Annotated in this window: 21 protein-coding genes; 16 read left to right on the top strand and 5 right to left on the bottom strand. The window is 71.5% G+C overall.

The window, feature by feature from the left end; translation table 11 throughout:
- The first annotated feature begins 85 nt into the window (after window positions 1-85).
- The 4 genes from ACFCZ1_RS27595 to ACFCZ1_RS27580 all read left to right on the top strand — a co-directional run bounded on the left by ACFCZ1_RS27595 (window position 86) and on the right by ACFCZ1_RS27580 (window position 4137).
- Window positions 86-1012 carry a proline dehydrogenase family protein gene (locus ACFCZ1_RS27595; RefSeq protein WP_328927816.1) on the top strand — a complete coding sequence of 309 codons (927 nt, stop codon included), beginning with the start codon at window positions 86-88 and terminating at the stop codon, window positions 1010-1012.
- Between the two features lie 31 nt (window positions 1013-1043).
- Window positions 1044-2675, top strand: a complete 1632-nt coding sequence (gene pruA / locus ACFCZ1_RS27590; RefSeq protein ID WP_376680976.1) for an L-glutamate gamma-semialdehyde dehydrogenase — start codon at window positions 1044-1046, stop codon at window positions 2673-2675.
- Between the two features lie 305 nt (window positions 2676-2980).
- Window positions 2981-3907: a hypothetical protein gene (locus ACFCZ1_RS27585; RefSeq protein WP_376680975.1), complete on the top strand. Its 927-nt coding sequence runs from the start codon at window positions 2981-2983 to the stop codon at window positions 3905-3907.
- Complete coding sequence (locus ACFCZ1_RS27580) at window positions 3907-4137, top strand: hypothetical protein (protein ID WP_376680974.1); 231 nt, start codon at window positions 3907-3909, stop codon at window positions 4135-4137. The genes ACFCZ1_RS27585 and ACFCZ1_RS27580 overlap by 1 nt, the downstream gene beginning before the upstream one ends.
- On the opposite strand, the gene ACFCZ1_RS27575 is transcribed toward ACFCZ1_RS27580, so the two are convergent.
- Window positions 4121-4822, bottom strand: coding sequence for a nitroreductase family protein (locus ACFCZ1_RS27575; RefSeq protein ID WP_376680973.1), 702 nt, complete (start codon window positions 4820-4822; stop codon window positions 4121-4123). The genes ACFCZ1_RS27580 and ACFCZ1_RS27575 overlap by 17 nt on opposite strands.
- Window positions 4823-4899: 77 nt before the next feature.
- On the opposite strand from ACFCZ1_RS27575, the gene ACFCZ1_RS27570 reads away from it, so the two are divergent.
- Window positions 4900-5445: a GNAT family N-acetyltransferase gene (locus tag ACFCZ1_RS27570; protein ID WP_376680972.1), complete on the top strand. Its 546-nt coding sequence runs from the start codon at window positions 4900-4902 to the stop codon at window positions 5443-5445.
- A 5-nt stretch (window positions 5446-5450) separates the two neighbouring features.
- On the opposite strand, the gene ACFCZ1_RS27565 is transcribed toward ACFCZ1_RS27570, so the two are convergent.
- Window positions 5451-7478: a phosphocholine-specific phospholipase C gene (locus ACFCZ1_RS27565; RefSeq protein ID WP_376680971.1), complete on the bottom strand. Its 2028-nt coding sequence runs from the start codon at window positions 7476-7478 to the stop codon at window positions 5451-5453.
- A 119-nt stretch (window positions 7479-7597) separates the two neighbouring features.
- Entirely contained in the window at window positions 7598-8623 is a 1026-nt protein-coding gene (locus ACFCZ1_RS27560) for an NADP-dependent oxidoreductase (RefSeq protein WP_376680970.1), read from the bottom strand.
- A 101-nt stretch (window positions 8624-8724) separates the two neighbouring features.
- Here ACFCZ1_RS27560 and ACFCZ1_RS27555 point away from each other — a divergent pair, with 101 nt between their 5' ends.
- The 4 genes from ACFCZ1_RS27555 (at window position 8725) to ACFCZ1_RS27540 (ending at window position 12445) form a co-directional block, all read left to right on the top strand.
- A complete protein-coding gene (locus tag ACFCZ1_RS27555; protein WP_376680969.1) occupies window positions 8725-9609 on the top strand; it encodes a LysR family transcriptional regulator in 885 nt (294 codons plus the stop codon).
- A 261-nt stretch (window positions 9610-9870) separates the two neighbouring features.
- Window positions 9871-10002 (top strand): hypothetical protein, encoded by a 132-nt coding sequence (locus ACFCZ1_RS27550; RefSeq protein WP_328927824.1) that lies wholly within the window; start codon window positions 9871-9873, stop codon window positions 10000-10002.
- A gap of 91 nt (window positions 10003-10093) precedes the next feature.
- Complete coding sequence (locus ACFCZ1_RS27545; RefSeq protein WP_376680968.1) at window positions 10094-11134, top strand: 3-isopropylmalate dehydrogenase; 1041 nt, start codon at window positions 10094-10096, stop codon at window positions 11132-11134.
- A 225-nt stretch (window positions 11135-11359) separates the two neighbouring features.
- On the top strand, window positions 11360-12445 hold the full coding sequence (locus tag ACFCZ1_RS27540; protein ID WP_376680967.1) for a branched-chain amino acid aminotransferase: 1086 nt from the start codon (window positions 11360-11362) through the stop codon (window positions 12443-12445).
- Between the two features lie 72 nt (window positions 12446-12517).
- On the opposite strand, the gene ACFCZ1_RS27535 is transcribed toward ACFCZ1_RS27540, so the two are convergent.
- Window positions 12518-13945 carry a cytosine permease gene (locus ACFCZ1_RS27535; protein WP_376680966.1) on the bottom strand — a complete coding sequence of 476 codons (1428 nt, stop codon included), beginning with the start codon at window positions 13943-13945 and terminating at the stop codon, window positions 12518-12520.
- Between the two features lie 156 nt (window positions 13946-14101).
- Here ACFCZ1_RS27535 and ureA point away from each other — a divergent pair, with 156 nt between their 5' ends.
- The 6 genes from ureA (at window position 14102) to ACFCZ1_RS27505 (ending at window position 21746) form a co-directional block, all read left to right on the top strand.
- The gene (ureA, locus tag ACFCZ1_RS27530; RefSeq protein ID WP_376680965.1) at window positions 14102-14812 is read left to right on the top strand and encodes an urease subunit gamma; all 711 of its coding nucleotides are present in this window, start codon (window positions 14102-14104) and stop codon (window positions 14810-14812) included.
- Window positions 14809-16542: an urease subunit alpha gene (locus ACFCZ1_RS27525; protein WP_376680964.1), complete on the top strand. Its 1734-nt coding sequence runs from the start codon at window positions 14809-14811 to the stop codon at window positions 16540-16542. The genes ureA and ACFCZ1_RS27525 overlap by 4 nt, the downstream gene beginning before the upstream one ends.
- Window positions 16543-16572: 30 nt before the next feature.
- Window positions 16573-17610, top strand: a complete 1038-nt coding sequence (locus tag ACFCZ1_RS27520) for an agmatine/peptidylarginine deiminase (protein ID WP_376680963.1) — start codon at window positions 16573-16575, stop codon at window positions 17608-17610.
- Window positions 17611-17654: 44 nt separating this feature from the next.
- Window positions 17655-18275 carry a TetR/AcrR family transcriptional regulator gene (locus tag ACFCZ1_RS27515; protein ID WP_376680962.1) on the top strand — a complete coding sequence of 207 codons (621 nt, stop codon included), beginning with the start codon at window positions 17655-17657 and terminating at the stop codon, window positions 18273-18275.
- A gap of 368 nt (window positions 18276-18643) precedes the next feature.
- Window positions 18644-20272, top strand: a complete 1629-nt coding sequence (gene cimA / locus ACFCZ1_RS27510) for a citramalate synthase (protein ID WP_376680961.1) — start codon at window positions 18644-18646, stop codon at window positions 20270-20272.
- A 109-nt stretch (window positions 20273-20381) separates the two neighbouring features.
- Entirely contained in the window at window positions 20382-21746 is a 1365-nt protein-coding gene (locus ACFCZ1_RS27505; RefSeq protein WP_376680960.1) for a hypothetical protein, read from the top strand.
- A 29-nt stretch (window positions 21747-21775) separates the two neighbouring features.
- Here ACFCZ1_RS27505 and ACFCZ1_RS27500 read toward each other — a convergent pair whose 3' ends face one another.
- Entirely contained in the window at window positions 21776-22402 is a 627-nt protein-coding gene (locus ACFCZ1_RS27500) for a YceI family protein (RefSeq protein ID WP_376680959.1), read from the bottom strand.
- A gap of 246 nt (window positions 22403-22648) precedes the next feature.
- Between ACFCZ1_RS27500 and ACFCZ1_RS27495 the strand changes: the two genes are divergently transcribed.
- On the top strand, window positions 22649-22985 hold a 337-nt coding region (locus ACFCZ1_RS27495), incomplete at its 3' end, for a carboxyl transferase domain-containing protein (protein WP_376680958.1).

The following is a 22985-nucleotide window of genomic DNA, read 5'->3' as shown; positions in this document are numbered from 1 at the left end:
GTCGATGGCAGAGGATCAAACCGATCCTTAGGTTTCACGGTGGTTTTACTTGAGCTTTTCTTCTGCCACCCGCTGGAGGTGCCCCGTGCTGGGTCCCGTGATCCTCGCCGCTTCGCGCAGCGACAAGATGCGCCGTATCGTCTCTGCCGCCCCGGTGACCAAGCCCGTGGTGAACCGGTTCATCCCCGGTGAGACGGTCGACCAGGTCATCCCGATCGTCGAGGACCTCACGCGCAAGGGCCTGGAGGTCACCCTCGACGTCGTGGGCGAGGACATCACCGAGGTCGCGCAGTCGCACGCCGCCCGCGACGCCTACCTCCAGCTGATCGAGCGCCTCGCGGAGCTGGGCCTCGGCGAGACCGCCGAGATGTCGGTCAAGCTGTCGATGTTCGGCCAGGCGCTGGAGGGCGGCCACGAGCTCGCCCTCGCCAACGTCCGCCCGGTCGTCGAGGCCGCCGCCGCCATCGGCACCACCGTGACGCTCGATGCCGAGGACCACACCACCCTCGACTCGATGTTCGCCATCCACGAGGAGCTGCGCCGGGACTTCCCGCAGACCGGCTGCGTGATCCAGGCCTACCTCTTCCGCACCGAGGCCGACGCCCGCCGCCTGGCCGCCGCCGGCAGCCGCGTCCGGATCGTGAAGGGCGCCTACAAGGAGCCCGCCGAGGTCGCGTACCAGGACAAGGGTGAGATCGACAAGGCGTACGTCCGGATCATGAAGATCCTCATGGAGGGCGAGGGCTACCCGATGATCGGGTCCCACGACCCGCGGCTCATCGCCATCGGCCAGGAGCTGGCCCGCCAGGCCGGGCGCAAACTGGACGAGTACGAGTTCCAGATGCTGTACGGCATCCGCAGCGAAGAGCACCTGCGGCTGGCCGCCGAGGGCCACCGGATGCGGGTCTACACCGCGTACGGGACCGACTGGTACGGCTACTTCATGCGCCGCCTCGCGGAGAAGCCGGCCAACCTGCTGTTCTTCCTCCGCTCGATGATCACCAAGAACTAGCCAAGAACTAGGTCAAGGAGTTACCAGCCCCATGGATGCTGTGACCCAGGTCCCCGCTCCGGTCAACGAGCCGGTCCACTCGTACGCCCCCGGCACCCCGGAGCGCGCACGTCTCGAAACGCAGCTCAAGCAGCTGTCCGAGAACCCGATCGACCTCCCGATGACGATCAACGGCGTCAAGCGGATGGGCGGCGGCGAGCGCTTCGACGTGGTCCAGCCGCACGACCACAAGTCCGTGCTCGGCACCTACGCCAACGCCACCCAGGCCGACGCGCAGGAGGCCATCGACGCCGCCCTCGCCGCCGCCCCGGCCTGGCGTTCGATGTCCTTCGACGACCGCGCCGCGATCATCCTGCGCGCCGCCGAGCTGCTGTCCGGCCCGTGGCGCGAGAAGCTCGCCGCCTCCACCATGCTGGGCCAGTCGAAGACCGCGCAGCAGGCCGAGATCGACACCCCGTGCGAGCTCGTCGACTTCTGGCGCTTCAACGTCCACTTCGCCCGCCAGATCCTGGCCGAGCAGCCGGTCGCGAACTCCGCCGGCGTGTGGAACCGCAGCGACCACCGCCCGCTCGAAGGCTTCGTCTACGCGATCACGCCGTTCAACTTCACGGCCATCGCCGGCAACCTGCCGACCGCCCCCGCCCTCATGGGCAACGTGGTCCTGTGGAAGCCGTCCCCGACGCAGACCCACTCCGCGGTCCTCCTCATGGAGCTCCTGGAGGAGGCCGGCCTGCCGAAGGGCGTCATCAACCTGGTGACGGGCGACGGCATCGCGGTGTCGGAGGTGGCCCTGAACCACCCCGAGCTGGCCGGGATCCACTTCACCGGCTCGACCAAGACCTTCCAGTACCTGTGGAAGACGGTCGGCAACAACATCGAGAAGTACAAGTCCTACCCGCGCCTGGTCGGCGAGACCGGCGGCAAGGACTTCGTCGTCGCGCACCCGTCCGCGGACCGCGCGGTCCTGAAGACGGCGCTGACCCGCGGCTCCTTCGAGTTCCAGGGCCAGAAGTGCTCGGCGTCCTCGCGCGCCTACGTTCCGGCCTCGATCTGGAACGACGGCTTCAAGGAGGCCTTCGCGGCCGAGGTCGACGGCATCGCCATGGGTGACGTCCGCGACCTGACCAACTTCATCGGCGCCGTCATCGACGAGCGGTCGTTCGCCAAGAACAAGGCCGCCATCGACCGCGCCATCGCCGACCCGACCTGCGAGATCGTCGCGGGCGGCACGTACGACGACTCGGAGGGCTACTTCGTCCGCCCGACCGTCATCGCGTGCACCGACCCGTCGAACGAGGTCTTCACGACCGAGTACTTCGGCCCGATCCTCGCCGTGCACGTCTACGAGGACGCCGAGTTCGACGCGATGCTGGCCCAGATGGAGTCCGTCTCGGCGTACGCCCTGACCGGCTCGATCATCGCGGCGGACCGGTACGCGGCGGCGGACGCGATGGAGAAGCTCCGCTTCGCGGCGGGCAACTTCTACATCAACGACAAGTCCACCGGCGCCGTGGTCGGCCAGCAGCCCTTCGGCGGCGGCCGCGCCTCGGGTACGAACGACAAGGCGGGCGCCGCTACCAACCTGCAGCGCTGGACCTCGACCCGCTCCATCAAGGAGACCCTGGTCGCGCCGACCGAGTACGGCTACCCGCACATGGGCTGAACCCCGCCCCACTGAGCCCCGCCCCCGCTCCGGTACCCCCAAGTCCGGAGCGGGGGCGGTTCCAGTTTCCGGCCGGGGCGCCGATCCGTTCAGCGCATCTGCGGGAGATCCCGCAGCGGGCGGACAAGGGCCCGTAACCGCTGCTAGCCTTCGATGCGTTGGTACGGAGACATGCTCCACAGACTCGGGCCCGGTAACCCGAGGGGGGTAAAGGGCTCTCACGAGTTCCCGTACGTGACTGTGCAGCTTGTCGAGATGTACGAGACCTCTGCGCGCCGTTCCGGGACGGGGCTTCGAGGAGACGTATGTCCACGCACGGCAGCAATCGGCATCGGACCGCGACACTCTGCGCCAGGGCGACGGGGATCCCCCACACCAGGTGCGCCCAGTGGGCGGCCGCAGGCCTCATCACACGACACCAGCCGGTCCCGGACGGCCGCTCGGCGGCGCAGCGCGCCTTCGAGGCGCGGGTGGCGTACGTGCTCGCCAACGCGCTGCGCGACGAACAGGTCGACGGTGCCGTCCTCGGCGTGACGGGCGCGGTACCGACGACGGACGGACTGACGCTCGCGCTCCACCCGCAGATGGCACACCGCGTCATCGCGGAACTGCTGCCCACGTTCGACTCGGACTACGGCGGCCTGCGCGGTGTGCCCGGTCTGAGGCCGGCCGGCCACGACGGGGCGTGGACGCTCCGGAACGTCGGAGACGACGCCGCGATCCGGCTCACCCACCCGGACCCGGAGTGGGGCCCGCGCCTTCCGGAGGACACCGAGGTGCTGACCGAGCTGTGGCGCGGGAGCCCCACCGCCCTCGACCGTCGGGAGGAAGAGGACCTGCCCGCCTGGTACGACAGGCGCGGCGGCCCGCAGCCGGTGCTGCGCGACGTCGTGCTCAGCCGGCTGCTCAGGCGCCCGCTCCTGGTCAACGAGGCCGGGGCCGCGCACGGCTGGGCCAACACGTACAGCCACGCCTATACCGACCTGGTCATCGAATGGTGCTGCGGCAGGGACCAGGACGACGTGGAACGCAACCTGCGCAGGAGCGGACTCGCGGCGCCCCCGCCGGAAGGCGTCGCCTACCGCCCGGCCCGCGGAAAGCCGCGCGCGCGGGGGACCATCGCACTCGAAGACGCGTATGTGGTCGTGCGCGCGCTGGGCTCTTGCGATACCGGGGAGTCCACCTTCACCGCCGAGTGGATAACCGAGCAGAACCGGGCGAGGTACCGCTGATGCTGACCGCGGCGATCGTGACGGCGGCCGTGCTCGGTGTCGCCAAGGTGGTGAGGGACTGGCTGATCCTGCGGCAGGTGCGGGCGGCCATGGAGACCTGCACGCCGGAGGACCGGGTCCGGATCGGGATGCGGCTGGCTTCGGCGCTCGGTGGCGCTCCGGACCTCGGAGCGGCTCCGGAGCAGCCCCCGGAGCCCTCCGCCGATGACGTGGTCAGACCTCGACGATGACCTGGTCCAGGGACTTGCGGACCAGGTCCGGGACCTCGCAGTCGTCCGCCGGGTAGCCGACCGGGACGACCGCGAAGGCCTTCTCGTTCTCCGGGCGGCCCAGGACGTGGGAGAGGAAACGCATCGGGCTCGGCGTATGGACCAGGGCCGCCAGGCCGGACAGGTGGAGCGCGGTCAGGAGCATGCCGACCGCGATGCCGACCGACTCGTCGACGTAGTAGTGCTTGCGCTTCGTGCCGTCCGGGCCGAGCCAGTAGCGCTGCTGGAAGACCACGATCAGGGCCGGGGCGTCCGTGAGGTGGGTCTTCACGGCGTCCGTGCCGAGCGGGCGCAGGGCGGCGAGCCACTCGTCGCCGAGGCGGCCGTCGTAGGAGCGCGCCTCCTCCTGCTCGGCGGCGGCGCGGATCCGCCGGCGCACCGCCGGGTCCTTGACGAGGACGAAGGTCCAGGGCTGCTGGTGCGCCCCGGAGGGGGCGGTCGCGGCGCACGCGACGGCGTCCCGGACGACCTGCTCGGGCACGGGGTCGGTGGAGAAGTGGCGTACGGTCCGCCGCTCGTCCATCCGGGCGCGCAACTCGGCTGCGCGGGCGAGGGATTCCAGGCTCGGCATCCGCGCGGGCCGGTAGGCGGCCGGGCGGTACGGCAGGCCGTGGGTGGGGGTCCACTGCTGGGCATCAGGCGACATGGGGCGAGTGTGGCGGGGCGCGCCCGGCGACGGCCAGGAACCTACAGGCCGATCGTTGGCGGAGGGACACTGGTTCCATGACCGATACACGGACGCACCTCGCGCACACCTCGCAGCTGGGCCCCGGCGCGCTGGAGGAGATCCGGGCCCTGCTCGACCGCGCGTTCGAGGAGGACTTCTCCGACGAGGACTTCGAGCACGGGCTCGGCGGGATGCACGCCCTGGTGCACGAGGGCGGGGAGCTCGTCGCGCACGGGAGCGTCGTGCAGCGGCGGGTCGTGCACCGGGGGCGGGCGCTGCGGGCCGGGTACGTCGAGGCCGTGGCCGTACGGGCCGACCGGCGGCGGCGCGGGATCGGGAGCGCCGTCATGGCCGGGCTGGAAGCGGTCATCGGGCGGGCCTACGTGCTCGGCGCGCTGTCGGCGTCGCAGGACGGGGCCGGGCTGTACCGCGGCCGCGGCTGGCAGGTGTGGGGCGGGCACATCGGAGTGCTCGGGCCGCGGGGGCCCGAGCCGCTCCCGGGCGAGGAGGGCGGCACCTACCTGTGGGTGCCGCCCGGCGGGGCCCTTCCGGACCCCGCCGGGCGACTGGACTTCGACTGGCGCAACGGGGACGTGCTGTAGCTCCGTCAGCCGGAGATGCTGGCCGCCCCCGACTCGATGTGGCCCGTGTAGCGGCGCGACCAGGTGCCGTCGGAGTCGGCCAGGACCGTGAAGTCGTACCAGCCGTTGCTGTAGGCCACGGCGTTGAAGTAGTCCTCGCGGGAGGAGTTCGCCGGGACGGTGTACGTCCACGGGCCGTCCGTGCGGTAGGCGTTCGAGCGGATCGTGAAGGTGACGGGCGCGGCCGACGTGTTCGTCATCCTGAAGTAGATCGCGGTCTTGCCCGTGCCAGGCTCCACCGCGAAGCGGGCCGCCACCTCGATCGCCTTGCCCGCCTTCGACGCGTCGCCGGTGAAGCGGCGCAGGAAGCGGTTCGGCCCGTGCATCGAGATGTCGTACTTGCCCGAGCCGTATCCGAGGCCGATGTTGAAGTAGTCGCTGCCGGTGCCGCCCGCGTCCACCGTGTACTGCCAGGCCGCCGTGTCCCGGTACTGGTGCGGGTGGATCGAGAAGTGCGCCGCCCGCTTCGCCTCCGCGCCCTGGTTGGTCATCGAGAACCACGCCAGGATCTTGCCGGCCGCGCCGAACTCGAAGCGGTCCAGGTTGCCGTTGACCTGGTACGGAAGGGCGCGCGCCGGGCGCGTGCCGGGCTCCTGCGCAGGGAGGGCGTTGTCCTGCGGCGCCGGGTTGGGCAGCGGGCCGCAGGTCGCCTGGCCGATCACCTTGGCCGTGGACGGCAGGCCGGCGGGGACCCCGTAGACCGGGTGCGCGAAGTCGAAGACGCCGGTCAGGTCGCCGGTCACCGTGCGGCGCCACGCGCTGATGTTGGGACAGGTGGCGGGGGTGCCGAGGGCGGCCGTCCACTTCTCCATGAACCGCAGCACCGAGGTGTGGTCGAAGACCTCGGAGCTCACCCAGCCACCGCGCGTCCACGGGGACATGACGATCATCGGGACCCGGAAGCCGAGGCCGATCGGGGTGCCGTCGATGTACTCGCCCGGTGTGCCGGGCGGGGCGACCGGCGGCGGCACGTGGTCGAAGAAGCCGTCGTTCTCGTCGTAGTTGAGGAAGAGGACGGTGGAGTCGAAGACCTCGGGGCTGGCCGCCAGCGCCCGGTAGACGAGGTCCACGAAGTGGGCGCCGTCGCCCGGCGGGGCGTACGGGTGCTCCGAGAAGGCCTCGTTGGCCACGACCCAGGAGACCTGGGGGAGGGTGCCGGCGACGACGTCCGCGCGGATGGCGGCCGCGATGTCGTCCGGAGTGGAGCCGGTGACCTTGGGGACGGAGCCCATGCCCCGGTCCCACAGCGGGTTGCCGGGGGCGGCGTCCGTGAACTTCTTGAAGTAGGCCAGGCCGTTGTCGCCGTAGTTGTCCTGGGCGTTCTGGTAGACCTTCCAGCTCACGCCGGCGCGCTGGAGGGCCTCCGCGTACGTCTCCCAGGTCAGCCCGGACTCGTCGCCGCCGTCCTTGCTGGAGGCGTCGACCTTGCCGCTCCACAGGAAGGTGCGGTTCGGGCCGGTGGCGCTGAGCGTGGAACAGAAGTACGCGTCGCAGACCGTGTAGTTGTCGGCGAGCCCGTAGTGGAAGGGTATGTCCCCGCGGTCCAGGTAGCCGAGGGTGTGGGTCTTGCCGACGCCGACGACCCAGTTGTCCATCCGGCCCTTGTTCCAGGCCGCGTGCTGCGAGGTCCAGCTGTGCGGGAGGTCGCCGGTGCACTGGGCCAGGGTCTCGCTGTCGGCCCCGCCGGCCGCCGGGGTGGCGGAGAGCTTCCACGGGTACTGGCGGCCGCCCCAGTTGGGCTGGTTGAACATGCCCCAGCCGCCGGGGAGGTTGCCGGCGGCGCGGTCGCCGAACCCGCGGACACCCTTCAGCCTTCCGAAGTAGTGGTCGAAGCTGCGGTTCTCCTGCATCAGGATCACCACGTGCTTCACATCGGTGATCGTGCCGGTCGCGGCGGCCGCGGCCGCCGTCGTCGCCGTGACGGCGGGCAGGGCCGCTCCCGCCACGAGCCCGGCGCCGATTCCCACGAACCCTCTTCGGCTGATCGGTGTCACTGGCCCCTCGCCTCCAACTCGCGTGCCCCGCTGGCACATCGACGGCAAGAGTGGCGGGAGGGGCACCAAAGGTCTACAGCCGTGCGGTAAGAAATCGGTGAACATCCGGGTGGCTGGAATCAGCTGCTGATCCGGACGAGCATCTTGCCCAGGTTCTCGCCTCGGAGCATGCCGAGAAAGGCGTCCACCGTGTGGTCGAATCCCTGGACAACGGTGGTATCGGTACCGATCCGGCCGCTGCGCAGATGAGGGACGAGGAAGTCCTCCAGCTCCTCCTGGAGATTGGTGTGATGGCGAACCAATACCCCCTCGAGACGCAGCGACTTGTGCACCACCTCGAAGAGGTTGCGGGGCGCGGCGGGGGAGCGGTCGCCGTTGTACATCGAGATGCCCCCCACCCAGGCGATCCGCCCGTGCTCGCGCAGCACGTCGATCGCGCCCTCCAGGTGGTCGCCGCCCACGTTGTCCACGTAGACGTCGACGCCTCCCCCGGACACCGCCGCGGCCGCCTTCGCGAGCTGCTCGCCGACCGGGCCGTCGTGGTAGTCGAAGGCCGCGTCGAAGCCGAGGTTCTCCGTCAGGTGGCGGACCTTGGCCGCCGATCCCGCGCTCCCGATGATCCGGCGGGCGCCGAGCAGCCGGGCGATGTGGCCGGTCGCCACGCCCACCCCGCCCGCGGCGGCGGAGACGAACAGGTCCTCGCCCTCCCGCAGCGCCGCGGTCCGGGTCAGGGCGGCGTACGCGGTGAGGCCGGTGCCGCCGAGGATCGAGAGGTAGGCCTCCAGCGGAACGCCCGCGTGGCCGCGCAGTTTGCGCGTTCCGGCCACCCCGAGGGTGACGAGGGCGTGCGTGCGCCAGCCCTCGCGGTGGAAGACGAGGTCGCCCTGCGCCAGTCCCGGGTCGCGCGAGGCGACCACGCGGCCCACCGAGCGGCCTTCCAGCGGGGTGCCGAGCGCGAAACCTCCCTCGCCGCCGTCCATCAGCCCGCGGTGGTACGGGTCCACCGAGAGCAGCAGGTTCTCCACCAGGGCGGTCCCGGGCCCCGGTTCCGGGACCGGGTAGGCGGCGTAGGCGAAGTCCGTGGCGGCGGGGAAGCCGGCGGGGCGGGCGATCTGGTGCACGGCGCGAGCGGTAACGGTGGTCATGCCCCAGACGCTAGGAAGGAATCTCCGGGCCGGGCAGGGGGTTTCGCTCATGGAAGCCGCACAGCCATGAACGACGCTCATAGAACGAGGTGGGGGCCCCGGTGTCCGAACTCCTCCCGCAGGAACTGCGGATCCTGGTCGCCGTGGCCGAGTCCGGCGGCTTCTCCGCGGCGGCCGCCGCGCTGGGCCTCACCCAGTCGGCCGTCTCGCACTCCGTGCGCGGCAGCGAGGCCAAGATCGGCGCGGTCCTCTTCGAGCGCGGCCGGACCGGGGCCGCGCCCACCCCGGCGGGGGAGCGGGCCGTCGGCCACGCGCGCAGGATCCTGCGGCTGTACGAGGTCATGGGCGCGGAGGTGCGCGGCGCGGGCCGGGGCGCACCGGATCGCGACACGGTCGGGGGCGTGCTGCGGATCGCCGCGTTCCGCAGCGCGGCCCTGCACCTGCTGCCGCCCGCCCTGCACCGGCTCACGGCCCGGCACCCGGGCATCCGCCCCGAGGTCCGGGTGGTCCGCGAGATCGGCCCCGGCACGGCCGGCGAGGTGGCGGCCGGCCGCGCCGACCTGGGCATCGCCACCCTGGGCATGGCGCGGGGACTGCCGCCCGGCCTGTTGAGCGGGGTGCTCATGGAGGATGCGTACGCGCTGGTGCACCCGGCCGGGCATCCCGATCCGAAGGCGCTGCCCCTGATGGACTGGGACGAGAACTGCGGCTCCTACACCCGCACCTGGTGGCTGGCGCAGGACTGGATCCCGCGGGCGACGGTGAAGGCGGAGGACGACGCGATGGTGCTGACCATGGTCGGCCGCGGGCTCGGCATGGCGATCATGCCCGGGCTGTCCCTCCGCGAGGCGACCGAGGCCGTCGACATCACTGGATTGGGTCCCCGGGGGCCGGTGAGGCGCGTGGGGTACGTCACCACACCGGAAGCCGCCTCAACTCTCGCCGTAGTGGCTCTGATCAGGGAACTTCGTTCGGAGAGAAGCTGAAAGCGGAGCCGTGTGGGAGGCCTACCGGCCGGTCCGGCGTCTCAGATAGTAGGAAGTCCGAGTAATTGCGGAGACATACAGCGGGACCTGGCCTAGCTTTGTAGGAGCCGAACGTCTCGCCGATCAGGCGAATGGCGGTCGAGAGCGTGCGCCCCGGGCAGGCAACCCCTGCCGCGCACCGCTCCCCGCCTCTTCCGGCGCCTTGAAGGAACCCCCTCATCCGTGGCCCCGCCACGCCGTGATCTCAAGGAGTCGATCCACATGACCCCCACCACCGCTGCCGTCCGCCGCGTCCGCCACTCCTCCACCGCCGACGCCGACCGCAAGAACGCCGCCGCAGCCCTCCAGCGGGCCCTCGACCGCCGTGACAACGGCGGCTCGACCGGCCGCTGACGACCGTCCGGCCCGGACATGTTGCGTCCCCATTGGTCCGAATGCTGGACGCAATATGTCTGAGGGCTGGGACACGGAGTACGGTTTCGCCATGTCGACCAGCATCAATCTCGCAGTGATCCCCGGTGATGGCATCGGCCAGGAAGTCGTGGCTCAGGGACTCAAGGTCCTTACCGCGGTCCTGCCCCAGGATGTGAAGCTGGAGACCAGGCAATACGATCTCGGCGCCCAGCGCTGGCACCGCACCGGTGAGACCCTCCCGGACGCGGAGCTCGAAGCCCTGAGGCACCACGACGCGATCCTGCTGGGAGCCATCGGCGACCCCTCGGTCCCGTCGGGCGTGCTGGAGCGCGGGCTGCTGCTCAAGCTCCGCTTCGCCTTCGACCACTTCATCAACCTGCGCCCGTCGAAGCTCTTCCCCAACACGGCCACCCCGCTGGCCGGCCGTCCGGAGATCGACTTCGTCGTGGTCCGCGAGGGCACCGAAGGCCCCTACACCGGCAACGGCGGCTCGCTGCGCACCGGCACCCCCGCCGAGGTGGCCACCGAGGTCAGCCTCAACACCGCGTACGGCGTGGAGCGCGTGGTCCGTGACGCGTACGAGCGGGCGAACGCCCGCCCGCGCAAGAAGCTGACGCTGGTCCACAAGAACAACGTCCTCGTGTACGCCGGCCACCTGTGGAAGAACATCTTCGACAAGGTCGGCCAGGAGTACCCCGAGGTCAGCACCGACTACCTGCACGTCGACGCCGCGACGATCTTCTTCGTCACCCAGCCCGAGCGCTTCGACGTCATCGTCACGGACAACCTCTTCGGCGACATCCTCACCGACCTGGCCGCGGCCGTGACCGGCGGAATCGGCCTGGCCGCCTCGGGGAACATCAACCCGACCGGTGCCTTCCCGTCCATGTTCGAGCCCGTCCACGGCTCGGCCCCGGACATCGCCGGCACCGGCAAGGCCGACCCGACCGCGACGATCCTCTCGGTCGCCCTCCTGCTGCGCCACCTCGGTTACGAGGCCGAGGCCGGCCGCATCGAGGACGCGGTCAGCGCCGACCTCGCGGAGCGCGACGGCACCTTCCGCTCCACCGACGCCATCGGCGACGCCCTCGCCGCGCGCGTAGCCGGCTGACCCGGCGGCGCCACTCCAGGAAGCCGTCGGGTCGGATAGGGGACCCGGCGGCTTTCCCTGTGCGGCCCCGGGTGCCACCATCTCCCTGGGCCGCAACCCCCGCTTCTCCGAAACCTCCGTGCGCGCGATAATCGAACGCGAGGCCGCGGAATGCGGGGAAGCTCGGACGTCCTAGTACGCCGTGAGCGCGGTCCGCCATACACAACCGGTGAAGGACAAGCACTCATGACGACGCCCACGATCGAGCTCAAGCCCTCCTCGAACCCGCTGTCCGACGCGGAGCGCGAGGCGATCCTGGCCAGCCCCGGCTTCGGCCGCCACTTCACCGACCACATGGTGACGATCAAGTGGACCGAGGGCCGCGGCTGGCACGATGCCGAGCTGGTCCCGTACGCGCCCCTGGCGATCGACCCGGCGAACATGACGCTGCACTACGCGCAGACGATCTTCGAGGGTCTCAAGGCCTACCGCCAGCCCGACGGCACCGTCGCCACCTTCCGGCCCGAGGCCAACGCCGAGCGCTTCCAGGCCTCCGCCCGCCGCATGGCGATGCCGGAGCTGCCGGTGGACCTGTTCATCGCCGCCTGCGACGCGCTCGTCACGCAGGACCGGGGCTGGGTCCCGGACTCCGGCGAGGCCTCCCTGTACCTGCGGCCGTTCATGTTCGCCTCCGAGGTCGGCCTGGGCGTCCGTCCGGCCAACGAGTTCCTCTTCATCGTCATCGCCTCGCCCGCGGGCGCGTACTTCCCCGGCGGCGTCAAGCCGGTCTCCGTCTGGCTCTCCGAGGAGTACGTGCGCGCCGTCAAGGGCGGCACCGGCGCCGCCAAGACCGGCGGCAACTACGCGGCCTCCCTCGTCGCCCAGGCCCAGGCCGCCTCGCACGGCTGCGACCAGGTGGTCTGGCTCGACGCCGTCGAGCACCGCTGGATCGAGGAGATGGGCGGGATGAACCTGTACTTCGTGTACGGCGACCGCATCGTCACCCCGGAGCTGACGGGCTCGCTCCTTCCCGGCATCACCCGCGACTCGCTCCTCACCATCGCCCGCGACCTCGGCTACACCGCCGAGGAGGGCCGCCTCACCACCGAGGACTGGGAGCGCGACAACGCGAACGGGACCCTCACCGAGGTGTTCGCCTGTGGCACCGCCGCCGTGATCACCCCCGTCGGCTCGGTCAAGTCCGAGCGCGCCAACTGGACCCAGGGCGACGGCCGGCCGGGCCAGGTCACCATGCGCCTGCGCAAGGCCCTGCTGGAACTCCAGACCGGCCACGCGGCCGACACCCACGGCTGGATGCACCCGCTGGGCTGACCCGGCCCCCGCACGTACGAAGGCCCGCGCCCCGGTCTCCGGGGGCGCGGGCCTTCCTGCGTGCGGGGCGGCTCAGGCGGCCGCGGGCGCGGGCTCCGGGTCCTCGGCGGGAACGGCCGCCGGAGCGGTGCGGGCGGTCAGGGCCGTGTAGACCAGCCCGCCGGTCAGGCCGGAGAGGACGAAGGAACAGTCCACGCCGCCGGTCAGGGCGAGCAGCGGGCCCTCGTAGAAGGGGGTGGTCACGGACAGCAGGCCGACGCCCGCGCCGATCGCCCAGGAAGCGGTGGCGGCCACGTTCCAGCCGCCGCGGTACCAGTAGACCCCGCCCACCGTGCGGCGGTTGAAGACCTGGAGGGCGTCGGCGTCGTACTGCCCGCGGCAGCGCACGTAGCCGATCAGGGTGATCACGGCCCACGGGGTGCCGACCGCGGTCAGCAGCAGGACGAAGGAGGTCATCGCCGACTGCACGTCCCACTCGAAGGAGCCGACGAACACGAAGGCGGTGGCGACGGCCGCGGCGATCACGGTGGCCGTGGTGCGGGTGGCCCTGGGGACGATCGCGTCGAGGTCGAGGCCCATGGAGTAGAGCATCAGGCCGGCGTTGCCCACCGAACCGGCCGCGGCGGCGGCGAGCAGCGGCACCAGGTACCAGAACGGGGCGGCGCCGACCAGCGGCCCCGCGTACTCGGCGCCGGCTCCGGCGGCGAGCGCGGTGTAGGTGCCGAAGAGCTGCGGTACCAGCAGGCCGGCCAGCAGGCCGAGGCCGGTGGCCCGGAACACCGTGCGCGAGCCGTGCTTGCGGGGCGAGATGTAGCGCGTGTAGTCGCCGAGCAGGGTGATGAAGGCGACCGGGCCGCTGAGCCCGGCGGCGACGGCGGCGAGCAGCCAGGTCGGCCAGAAGGAGCCGAGCAGGTAGGCGGTGTCCGGCGGCGCGGCGGTGGTGAAGTCCGGCGCGTACGCGAAGAGCCCGGCGGCCAGCAGGACCACCATGCCGATGGACAGGACCTTGCTCATGCGCAGCAGCAGCCGGTAGCCGAAGACGGCCCCGACGACGGTGCACGCGGCCAGCACCCCGTACATCACGGCCCTGGACGCTCCGGTGTCCGGCAGCCCGGTGAGCCGGGACAGGACGCCGGCCATCACGTCGCCGCCGATCCACAGGGTCAGCGCGGTGTAGCCGAGGGAGAGCAGCAGTCCGACCACCGAGCCGACGAGGCGGCCGCGGACGCCGAACTGCGCACCGCTGGAGGTGGAGAGGTTGGTGGCGGTCCGCAGGGAGACCAGCGCCAGCGGCGCGGTGAACGCGATGCCGACGAGCGTGCCGGTCACGATGGCGGTGACCGAGGGCCACAGGCCCAGTCCGAAGGACGGGGGAAGCCAGCCGAACACGATCACGCCGAGGCAGAGGTTGGAGCCGAGCAGGATCGAGATCAGGTCACGGGGACCGCTCGTCCGCTCCTCCTCGGGGATGGTGTCGACTCCGCGCTGTTCGATGGGCATAGGGGGACTCCCTTGGCAGGGCGGGGGGTGGTTGCGCATTCTTTGAGCGACACTCAATGTGACCTAAGCCCAGGTCCCAGGTCAATGATTCCTTGCCGACGAATGAAGAGTTAGAGTGATGCTCTAACCCATCGACTCAAGAGGTGGTGGATCGGCGTGCGGCTGACCCCTACGGAGCGCGACCGGCTGCTGCTCCGCAGCGCTGCGGAACTGGCCAGGGCCCGACGGGCCCGGGGCCTGAAGCTCAACGTCCCGGAGGCCACCGCGCTGATCGCGGACACGGTCTGCGAGGCCGCGCGCGACGGCAAGCGGCTCGCGGAGGCCATCGAGGAGGCCCGCAGCGTGCTGGGCCCCGACGACGTCCTGCCGGGCGTGGCCGACGTGGTCACCGAGGTGCACGTGGAGGCCGTCTTCGACGACGGCTCCCGGCTCGCGGTGGTCTCGTCCCCCGTCAGGGGCGCCGTGCCGCTCGGCGACGACGCCCCCGGGGCGGTCCTCCCGGGACCCGGCGTCCCCCAGCCGGAGCCGGCAGTGCACCTGCGCGTGCGCAACACCGCGCCCGTCCCGGTGAGCGTCACCTCCCACTTCCACTTCTTCGAGGCCAACCCGCGGCTCGACTTCGACCGCGCGGCGGCCTACGGCATGCGGCTGTGCGTCCCGGCCGGCTCGTCCGTCCGGTTCGACCCGCACGGAGAGGGCGAGGTCGGTCTGGTGCCGGTCGGCGGCGACCGGATCGCCATCGGCTTCGCCGGCCTGGTGGACGGGCCGCTGGACGCGCCCGGCGCGAAGGAAGAGGCCCTGCGCCGGGCCGCCGCCTGCGGCTACCTCGGCGTACGTGACACCGGCAGCGAAGGAGCACAGGCGTGAGCCGCCAGACCCCCCACAGCGATCACTGCGCGCCCGGCAGCCGGCACATCGACCCGCACGAGTACGCCTCGGTCTTCGGCCCCCGCGCGGGCGACCGGGTGCGGCTGGGCGACTCCGGGCTCACCGTGCGGGTGGAGTCCGACGCCCAGAAGCCCGGCGACGAGTTCCTGGCGGGCTTCGGCAAGACCGCCCGCGACGGCCTGCACCTGAAGGCCGCCGCCGTGCGCGGGACCTGCGACGTCGTCATCAGCAACGTGCTGGTCATCGACGCCGTCCTCGGTATCCGGAAGGTCTCCGTCGGCATCCGCGAGGGCCGCATCCACGCGATCGGCCGGGCCGGCAACCCCGACACCCTCGACGGGGTGGACGTGGTCGTCGGAACCGGCACGAGCATCGTCTCCGGCGAGGGCCTGATCGCCACCGCCGGCGCCGTGGACACCCACGTGCACCTGCTCTCCCCGCGGATCATGGAGGCCTCGCTCGCGGCGGGCGTCACCACGGTCATCGGCCAGGAGTTCGGCCCGGTCTGGGGCGTCGGTGTCAACTCCCCGTGGGCGCTGAAGCACGCCTTCAACGCCTTCGACGCCTGGCCCGTCAACATCGGCTTCCTGGCCCGGGGTTCCTCCTCGGACGCGGCCCCCCTGGTCGAGGCCCTGACCGAGGGCGGTGCCTCCGGTTTCAAGGTCCACGAGGACATGGGCGCGCACACCCGCGCCCTGGACACCGCCCTGCGGGTCGCCGAGGAGCACGACGTACAGGTCGCCCTGCACAGCGACGGCCTCAACGAGTGCCTCTCCGTCGAGGACACCCTGCGGGTACTGGACGGCCGGACCATCCACGCCTTCCACATCGAGGGCTGCGGCGGCGGACACGTACCGAACGTCCTGAAGATGGCGGGCGTACCGAACGTCATCGGCTCCTCCACCAATCCCACCCTGCCCTTCGGCCGGGACGCGGTCGCCGAGCACTACGGCATGATCGTCTCCGTCCACGACCTCAAGCCGGACCTGCCGGGCGACGCCGCCATGGCCCGCGACCGGATCCGCGCCGGCACCATGGGGGCCGAGGACGTCCTGCACGACCTGGGCGCCATCGGCATCACCTCCTCCGACGCCCAGGGCATGGGCCGCGCGGGCGAGACCATCCGCCGCACCTTCGCCATGGCCGCCAAGATGAAGGGCGAGCTGGGTCCGCTGGACGGCGACGGCGAGGGCGACGACAACGCCCGCGTCCTGCGCTACATGGCCAAGCTGACCATCAACCCCGCCATCGCACACGGCCTGGCCCACGAGATCGGCTCCATCGAGGTCGGCAAGCTCGCCGACATCGTCCTGTGGCGCCCGCAGTTCTTCGGCGCCAAACCGCAGCTGGTCCTCAAGTCCGGCTTTCCGGCGTACGGGGTCACCGGCGACCCCAACGCCGCCACGGACACCTGCGAACCGCTGGTCCTCGGACCGCAGTTCGGCTCGTACGGAGCCACCGCGGCCGACATCTCCGTCGCCTTCGTCTCCGCCGCGGCCGCTGCGCTCGGCTCCGACGGGATGCCGACCCGCCGGCGCCGGGTGGCCGTCCGCGGCACCCGCGGCATCGGCCCGAAGGACCTGCTCCTCAACTCCCGGGTGGGCGCGGTCGACGTGGACGCGCGCAGCGGCCTCGTCTCCCTCGACGGGGAACCGCTGCGCTCCGAAGCCGCCGAGTCGGTCTCCCTCAACCGCCTGTACTTCCTTTAAGTCAGCACAGCCCGTAAGGACCCGCCTGCCATGACCGCACAGCCCGTGAACGACGGCTTCCGGATGCCCGCCGAGTGGACCCCCCACGAGCGCACCTGGATGGCCTGGCCCGGCCCCAACCCCACCTTCACCAACGAGCAGGAGCTCGCCGAGGCCCGGGAGGCATGGGGCGCCGTGGCCCGGGCGGTCCGCTCGTACGAGCCCGTGACCCTGGTCGTCTCGCCCGGCGACGCCGAGGGCGCCCGCGCCGTCGTCGGCGACGACGTGCAGCTGGTCGAGCGCGAGCTCGACGACGCCTGGATGCGCGACATCGGTCCGACCTTCGTCACCAACGACGCCGGCGAACTGGCCGCGGTGGACTGGACCTTCAACGGCTGGGGCGCCCAGGAGTGGGCGCGCTGGGACCACGACTCGAAGATCGCCCGGGCCGTCTCCGACCTGGCGGGCACCCGGACGTACAGCACCGCGCTCGTCAACGAGGGCGGCGCCATCCACGTCGACGGCGAGGGCACCGTGCTCCTCACCGACACCGTTCAGCTCGGCGAGGGCCGCAATCCCGGCTGGACCCGCCGGCGGGTGGAGGCCGAGATCCACGCCCACCTGGGCACCACGAAGGCGATCTGGCTCCCGTACGGCCTGGCCGGCGACTACGGCACCTACGGCACCCAGGGCCACGTGGACATCGTCGCCGCCTTCGCCCGCCCCGGCGTGGTCATGGTGCACGCGCAGCCCGACCCGGCCCACCCGGACCACGAGCGCTGCAAGACCATCGCCGCCATCCTGCGGGCCTCCACCGACGCCCGGGGCCGGCGGCTGGAGGTCGTGGAGATCCCCGCGCCGACCGTGCTGGAGGAGGACGGGGAGTGGGTGGACTACTCGTACATCAACCACTACCTGTGCAACGGCGGTGTCGTGCTGTGCTCCTTCGACGACCCGCGCGACGAGGAGGCCGCCGAGATCTTCCGCGGACTGTTCCCCGAGCGGACCGTGACGCTCGTCGACGCACGTACGATTTTCGCAGGGGGCGGCGGAATCCACTGCATCACCCAGCAGCAGCCGAAGGTCTGACCCACGGGGGACCGGCGGCGGACGGACGAACGAGGAGTGGGCCCATGGCGGCGGGTGGAGTACCGGTACGGGCGGCGCGCAAGAACGCGCCCCCGCGCGAGGACGTACTCGTCGCCGCCATGGCCACGATCGCCGAGCGGGGCCTGGAAGGCCTGACCATGGCCGGTCTCGGCCGCGAGGTCGGCATGAGCAGCGGCCACCTCCTCTACTACTTCCGCAGCAAGGACGAGCTCCTGCTGCAGACCCTGGAGTGGAGCGAGGCGGAACTGGGCACCGAGCGGCGGGCCCTGCTGTCCCGGCGCGGCCCGGTGGCCGAGCGCCTGCGGGCCTACGTCGACCTGTACGTGCCCACGCGGGCCCGCGACCCGCACTGGACGCTGTGGCTGGAGGTCTGGAACCGCTCCCAGAACGCCGGACCCCAGGAGCGCGACCGCCAGGCGGCCATCGAGGGCGCCTGGCACCGCGACCTGGTGGCCCTGCTCGCGGAGGGCATCTCGCGCGGCGAGTTCCGGCCGGTGGACCCCGACCGCGTGGCGGCCCGCATCAGGGCCCTGCTGGACGGATTCAGCATCCAGCTGGCGGTCGGTCTGCCGACGGTGGACCGGGAGGAGATCCTGGACCACGTCCGCGAGTTCCTCACGGAATCCCTCGCCCCCCGGCCGTAGCCCGGCAACGGGGCCGCACCGGGCCGGGCGGCACCGGCGCCGTCCGGCGGACGGGGTCGTGCCCGCATGCTGAGATCCGTGTCCGCGAGCCGCACGCGTTGTGGCACACTGCGAGCGTGCCTGCTCAGCTCATGATTATCGCCAGCAGCGCGCCGGTCCCCAGTGGCCGCTGAACCGTGGAAGAACTTCGCGGAAGCGGCCACCGTGCCCCAGACCCGCGCGCAGACCTCTCGCTACCCGCGAGGGGTTTTTTCGTTTCCCGGCCCAACCCTGCCGGGACCGGCCTGCGCGCGATGATGGGGGCAGTGGCGGCGGCCTGCCCCTTTGGCGGGCATCCGGAACCACTCACCGACAGGAGTCAGATCAGCATGACGACGACACCAGAGGCGGCATCCGCGCTGTCCGGAGGCCTGGACGACTGCTTCCACGTCTTCGACACCACCCTGCGCGACGGCGCCCAGCGCGAGGGCATCAACCTCACGGTCGCCGACAAGCTGACGATCGCCCGTCACCTCGACGAGTTCGGAGTGGGGTTCATCGAGGGCGGCTGGCCCGGTGCCAACCCGCGCGACACCGAGTTCTTCGCCCGCGCCCGCGCCGAGATCGACTTCAAGAACGCGCAGCTGGTCGCTTTCGGCGCGACCCGGCGGGCGGGCGGCTCGGCCGCCGAGGACCCGCAGGTGCGGGCCCTGCTGGAGTCCGGCGCCCCGGTCGTCACGCTCGTCGCCAAGTCCCACGACCGTCACGTCGAACTCGCCCTGCGCACCACCCTGGACGAGAACCTGGAGATGGTCCGGGACACCGTCTCCTACCTGGTCGGCCAGGGCCGCCGGGTCTTCGTCGACTGCGAGCACTTCTTCGACGGCTACCGGGCCAACGCCGAGTACGCGAAGTCCGTCGTACGCGCCGCCCACGAGGCCGGAGCCGACGTCGTCATCCTCTGCGACACCAACGGCGGCATGCTGCCCGCGCAGGTGGCGGCGACCGTCGCGACGGTCCTCGCCGACACCGGCGCCCGTCTGGGCATCCACGCCCAGGACGACACCGGCTGCGCCGTCGCCAACACCCTGGCCGCGGTCGACGCGGGCGCCACCCACGTGCAGTGCACGGCGAACGGCTACGGCGAGCGCGTCGGCAACGCCAACCTCTTCCCCGTCGTCGCCGCCCTGGAGATCAAGTACGGCCGCAAGGTGCTCCCCGAGGGCGCGCTCGCCGAGATGACCCGCATCTCGCACGCCATCGCCGAGGTCGTCAACCTCACGCCCTCCACGCACCAGCCGTACGTCGGCGTCTCCGCCTTCGCGCACAAGGCGGGCCTGCACGCCTCGGCCATCAAGGTCGACCCGGACCTCTACCAGCACATCGACCCCGAGCGGGTCGGCAACACCATGCGGATGCTGGTCTCCGACATGGCCGGCCGCGCCTCCATCGAGCTCAAGGGCAAGGAGCTCGGCGTCGAGCTGAACGGGGACCGCGCGCTGATCTCCCGGGTCGTGGAGCGGGTCAAGGAGCGGGAGCTCCAGGGCTACACGTACGAGGCGGCCGACGCCTCCTTCGAGCTGCTGCTGCGGGCCGAGGCGGAGGGCCGGGCCCGCAAGTACTTCCGCATCGAGTCCTGGCGGGCGATCGTCGAGGACCGCCCGGACGGCACCCACGCCAACGAGGCCACGGTCAAGCTGTGGGCCAAGGGCGAGCGGATCGTCGCGACGGCCGAGGGCAACGGCCCCGTCAACGCCCTGGACCGGGCACTGCGGGTCGCGCTGGAGCGGTTCTACCCGCAGCTCGCCAAGTTCGAGCTGGTCGACTACAAGGTCCGCATCCTGGAGGGCAAGCACGGCACGGAGTCCACGACCCGCGTGCTGATCGCCACGACGGACGGCGTCCGCGAGTGGTCCACGGTCGGGGTGGCCCCGAACGTGATCGCGGCGTCCTGGCAGGCCCTGGAGGACGCCTTCACGTACGGCCTGCTCCACGCGGGCGTCGAACCCGCCGAGTAGTCCGCCCCACCTCGCCGGGCCAGGGCCCGGCGAGGTCCTCGGCGGTGAGCACGACGGGACTTATGTCCTGCTCACACAGGAAAGTGCCGGTTCGGGTAGCGTCGTGCGTATGAGGATCAGGCTGCTACCCGTACGTTGTGGATCCCTGCTGTCCGGCCTGCTGCTGGCCCTGTCGGCGAGCGCCCTCGTGGCCGCGCCGCAGGCAGCCGCGGCCACCGGAGTCGCCGCCGTCGCGGAGGCCCTCAAGGAGGGGCCGGTCTACGTCGATCCCCGGGCCGAGGCGCAGCTGCCGGCTCCGGCGGCGCAGGCGCTCGCCCAGAAGATCAAGGACGCGGGGAAGCCGGTCTTCGTCGCCGTGCTGCCGGCCACCGCCGAATTCCCGCAGGACAAGGTGCTGGGCGCCGTCCGCGCCGAGACCGGGATCACCGGGCTCTACGCGATCCGGCTCGGCGACGGTTTCAACGCCGGCGCCGACAGGGGGGTCATGCCGGCCAATGCCGTGCGCAACCTCACCGAGGCCGTGAAGACGGGCGCCCCGGTGGACGCGAGCACGCAGCTCAACAACTTCGTGGACCAGGCACTGAGCCAGGCCAAGGGCAGCGCCCCGGCCTCCTGGGGCGGCGCCGCCGATGACGGCGGCGCCCCGGTCGGCGGTCTGATCACCCTGGGCGTGGTGGCCGCGGTAGGCGGCGGCGGGGCGTACGCGCTGGTCCGACGCAACCGGAAGAAGAAGGAAGAGGCCCGCCGCGAGGCCATCGAGCGGCTGAGCGTGGTCGTCGACGAGGACATCACCGCCTTCGGCGAGGAACTCGACCGCCTCGACTTCCACCCCGGTGAGCCCGGCGCCGACGACGCCATGCGCAGGGACTACGAGCAGGGGCTCGACTCGTACGAGAAGGCCAAGCAGATCATGGCCTCCGTGCAGCGGCCCGACGAGGTCCAGGGCGTGACGCAGGCACTGGAGGACGGCCGCTTCGCCCTGGCCAGCCTGGACGCGCGCCGTCAGGGGCGGCCGGTACCCGAGCGCCGTTCGCCCTGCTTCTTCGACCCCCGGCACGGGCCGAGCACCGAGGACGCCTCCTGGGCTCCGGCCGGCGGCGCCGCCCGTACCGTGCCGGTCTGCACGGCGGACGCCGTCCGGCTGCGCGACGGCCTGGACCCCGCGGTCCGCACGGTGGACACGGACTACGGCCGGCGTCCCTACTACGACGCGGGCCCGGCGTACGGCCCGTGGGCCGGCGGGTACTTCGGCGGCGGCATCCTGCCCGGCCTGCTCGTGGGCACGATGCTCGGTTCGATGATGTCCAGCCCCGCGTACGCCTCGGACTTCGGCGGCGGGGACTGGGGCGGCGGTTCCGAGGGCGGGGACGTCTCGGGGGCCGACTTCAACCCGTCCGACTTCGGAGGCGGCGACTGGGGCGGCGGCGGCGGATTCGACGGAGGCGGCGGATTCGACGGTGGGGGCGGCTTCTAGCCTCCCCCACCGGGGCGGTGGCGGGCGGGTCAGGCTGCCTGCTTGATGGCCGAGATGTCGAAGGTCAGCTTCACCTTGTCGCTGACCATCACACCACCGGCCTCCAGCGCCGCGTTCCAGGTCAGACCCCAGTCGGAGCGCAGGATCTCGGCGGAGCCCTCGAAGCCGACGCGCTCGTTGCCGTAGACGTCCGTGGCGGAGCCGGCGAACTCCAGGTCGATGGAGAGCGGCCGCGTGACGTCCTTGATCGTCAGCTCGCCGGTGATGCGGTACGTGTCGCCGCCGACCCGGGCCGCCCCGGTGGAGCGGAACGTCATCAGCGGGAAGGCCTCGGCGTCGAAGAAGTCCCCGCTGCGCAGGTGGGTGTCGCGGTCGGCGATCCCGGTGCTGATCGAGGCGATCTTGACGTCGATGGCGGCGGTGGAGCGGGACGGGTCGCCGCCGTCGAGGTGCAGAGTGCCCTCGTGGTCGGTGAAGCTGCCCCGGACGTTGGTCACCATGGCGTGGCGGACGGTGAATCCGATGCTGCTGTGACCGGCGTCGATGACGTAGTCGCCGGTGAGGGCGGCGAGGGCCGGGTCCGCTTCGAGCGTGGCGACGGCGCTGGAACCCTCCTGGACGTGAGCGGTCTGGTTGCGGCGGGTGAAGAGACCCATGGCTTCCTCCTCGGTAGGATGTTCGTTGAACTTTCAACAAGAACGACGCTAGACCCATTTCGTTCAAATTTCAACTTCTAGGCGGGGTGTCAGGCCGATTTGTAGAGGAGTGACAAAGGACGACGGCCCCGTCTGGTGGAGTACGCGCATCCCCGAACCGTTCTGTGCGGGCCGGACAGCTGATGACACCCGAGACTGTGTGGAATCAACGGAGGTTTTTGACCTCGCGCTTCGTAAGGTCGGTACATGACCGTTGTGGACCAGACCCCGAGCGAGCCGACGGACGCCCGTGGGCGCGTGGCCGAGCTGCACTCCCTGCGCGAGCAGGCGCGGCGCGGCCCCAGTGACCGCGCGACCGAGACCCAGCACGCCAAGGGCAAGCTGACCGCCCGCGAGCGCATCGCGCTGCTCCTCGACGAAGGCTCCTTCAAGGAGGTCGAGCAGCTCCGCCGGCACCGCGCGACGGGCTTCGGCCTGGAGGGCAAGAAGCCCTACACCGACGGTGTCATCACCGGCTGGGGCACGGTCGAGGGCCGCACGGTCTTCGTGTACGCGCACGACTTCCGCATCTTCGGCGGCGCGC

Source organism: Streptomyces sp. NPDC056224, from assembly GCF_042267665.1.
Taxonomy (GTDB): domain Bacteria; phylum Actinomycetota; class Actinomycetes; order Streptomycetales; family Streptomycetaceae; genus Streptomyces.
The sequence above is the reverse complement of the archived record's forward strand: the minus strand, read 5'-3'. Positions and strand labels throughout refer to the sequence as shown.

Coding starts and splice junctions, on each gene's coding strand:
- pruA (WP_376680976.1), top strand. CDS start 1,044: ATGGATGCTGTGACCCAGGTCCCCGCTCCGGTCAACGAGCCGGTCCAC.
- ACFCZ1_RS27585 (WP_376680975.1), top strand. CDS start 2,981: ATGTCCACGCACGGCAGCAATCGGCATCGGACCGCGACACTCTGCGCC.
- ACFCZ1_RS27580 (WP_376680974.1), top strand. CDS start 3,907: ATGCTGACCGCGGCGATCGTGACGGCGGCCGTGCTCGGTGTCGCCAAG.
- ACFCZ1_RS27575 (WP_376680973.1), bottom strand. CDS start 4,822: ATGTCGCCTGATGCCCAGCAGTGGACCCCCACCCACGGCCTGCCGTAC.
- ACFCZ1_RS27570 (WP_376680972.1), top strand. CDS start 4,900: ATGACCGATACACGGACGCACCTCGCGCACACCTCGCAGCTGGGCCCC.
- ACFCZ1_RS27560 (WP_376680970.1), bottom strand. CDS start 8,623: ATGACCACCGTTACCGCTCGCGCCGTGCACCAGATCGCCCGCCCCGCC.
- ACFCZ1_RS27550 (WP_328927824.1), top strand. CDS start 9,871: ATGACCCCCACCACCGCTGCCGTCCGCCGCGTCCGCCACTCCTCCACC.
- ACFCZ1_RS27545 (WP_376680968.1), top strand. CDS start 10,094: ATGTCGACCAGCATCAATCTCGCAGTGATCCCCGGTGATGGCATCGGC.
- ACFCZ1_RS27540 (WP_376680967.1), top strand. CDS start 11,360: ATGACGACGCCCACGATCGAGCTCAAGCCCTCCTCGAACCCGCTGTCC.
- ACFCZ1_RS27535 (WP_376680966.1), bottom strand. CDS start 13,945: ATGCCCATCGAACAGCGCGGAGTCGACACCATCCCCGAGGAGGAGCGG.
- ACFCZ1_RS27520 (WP_376680963.1), top strand. CDS start 16,573: ATGACCGCACAGCCCGTGAACGACGGCTTCCGGATGCCCGCCGAGTGG.
- ACFCZ1_RS27515 (WP_376680962.1), top strand. CDS start 17,655: ATGGCGGCGGGTGGAGTACCGGTACGGGCGGCGCGCAAGAACGCGCCC.
- cimA (WP_376680961.1), top strand. CDS start 18,644: ATGACGACGACACCAGAGGCGGCATCCGCGCTGTCCGGAGGCCTGGAC.
- ACFCZ1_RS27505 (WP_376680960.1), top strand. CDS start 20,382: ATGAGGATCAGGCTGCTACCCGTACGTTGTGGATCCCTGCTGTCCGGC.
- ACFCZ1_RS27500 (WP_376680959.1), bottom strand. CDS start 22,402: ATGGGTCTCTTCACCCGCCGCAACCAGACCGCTCACGTCCAGGAGGGT.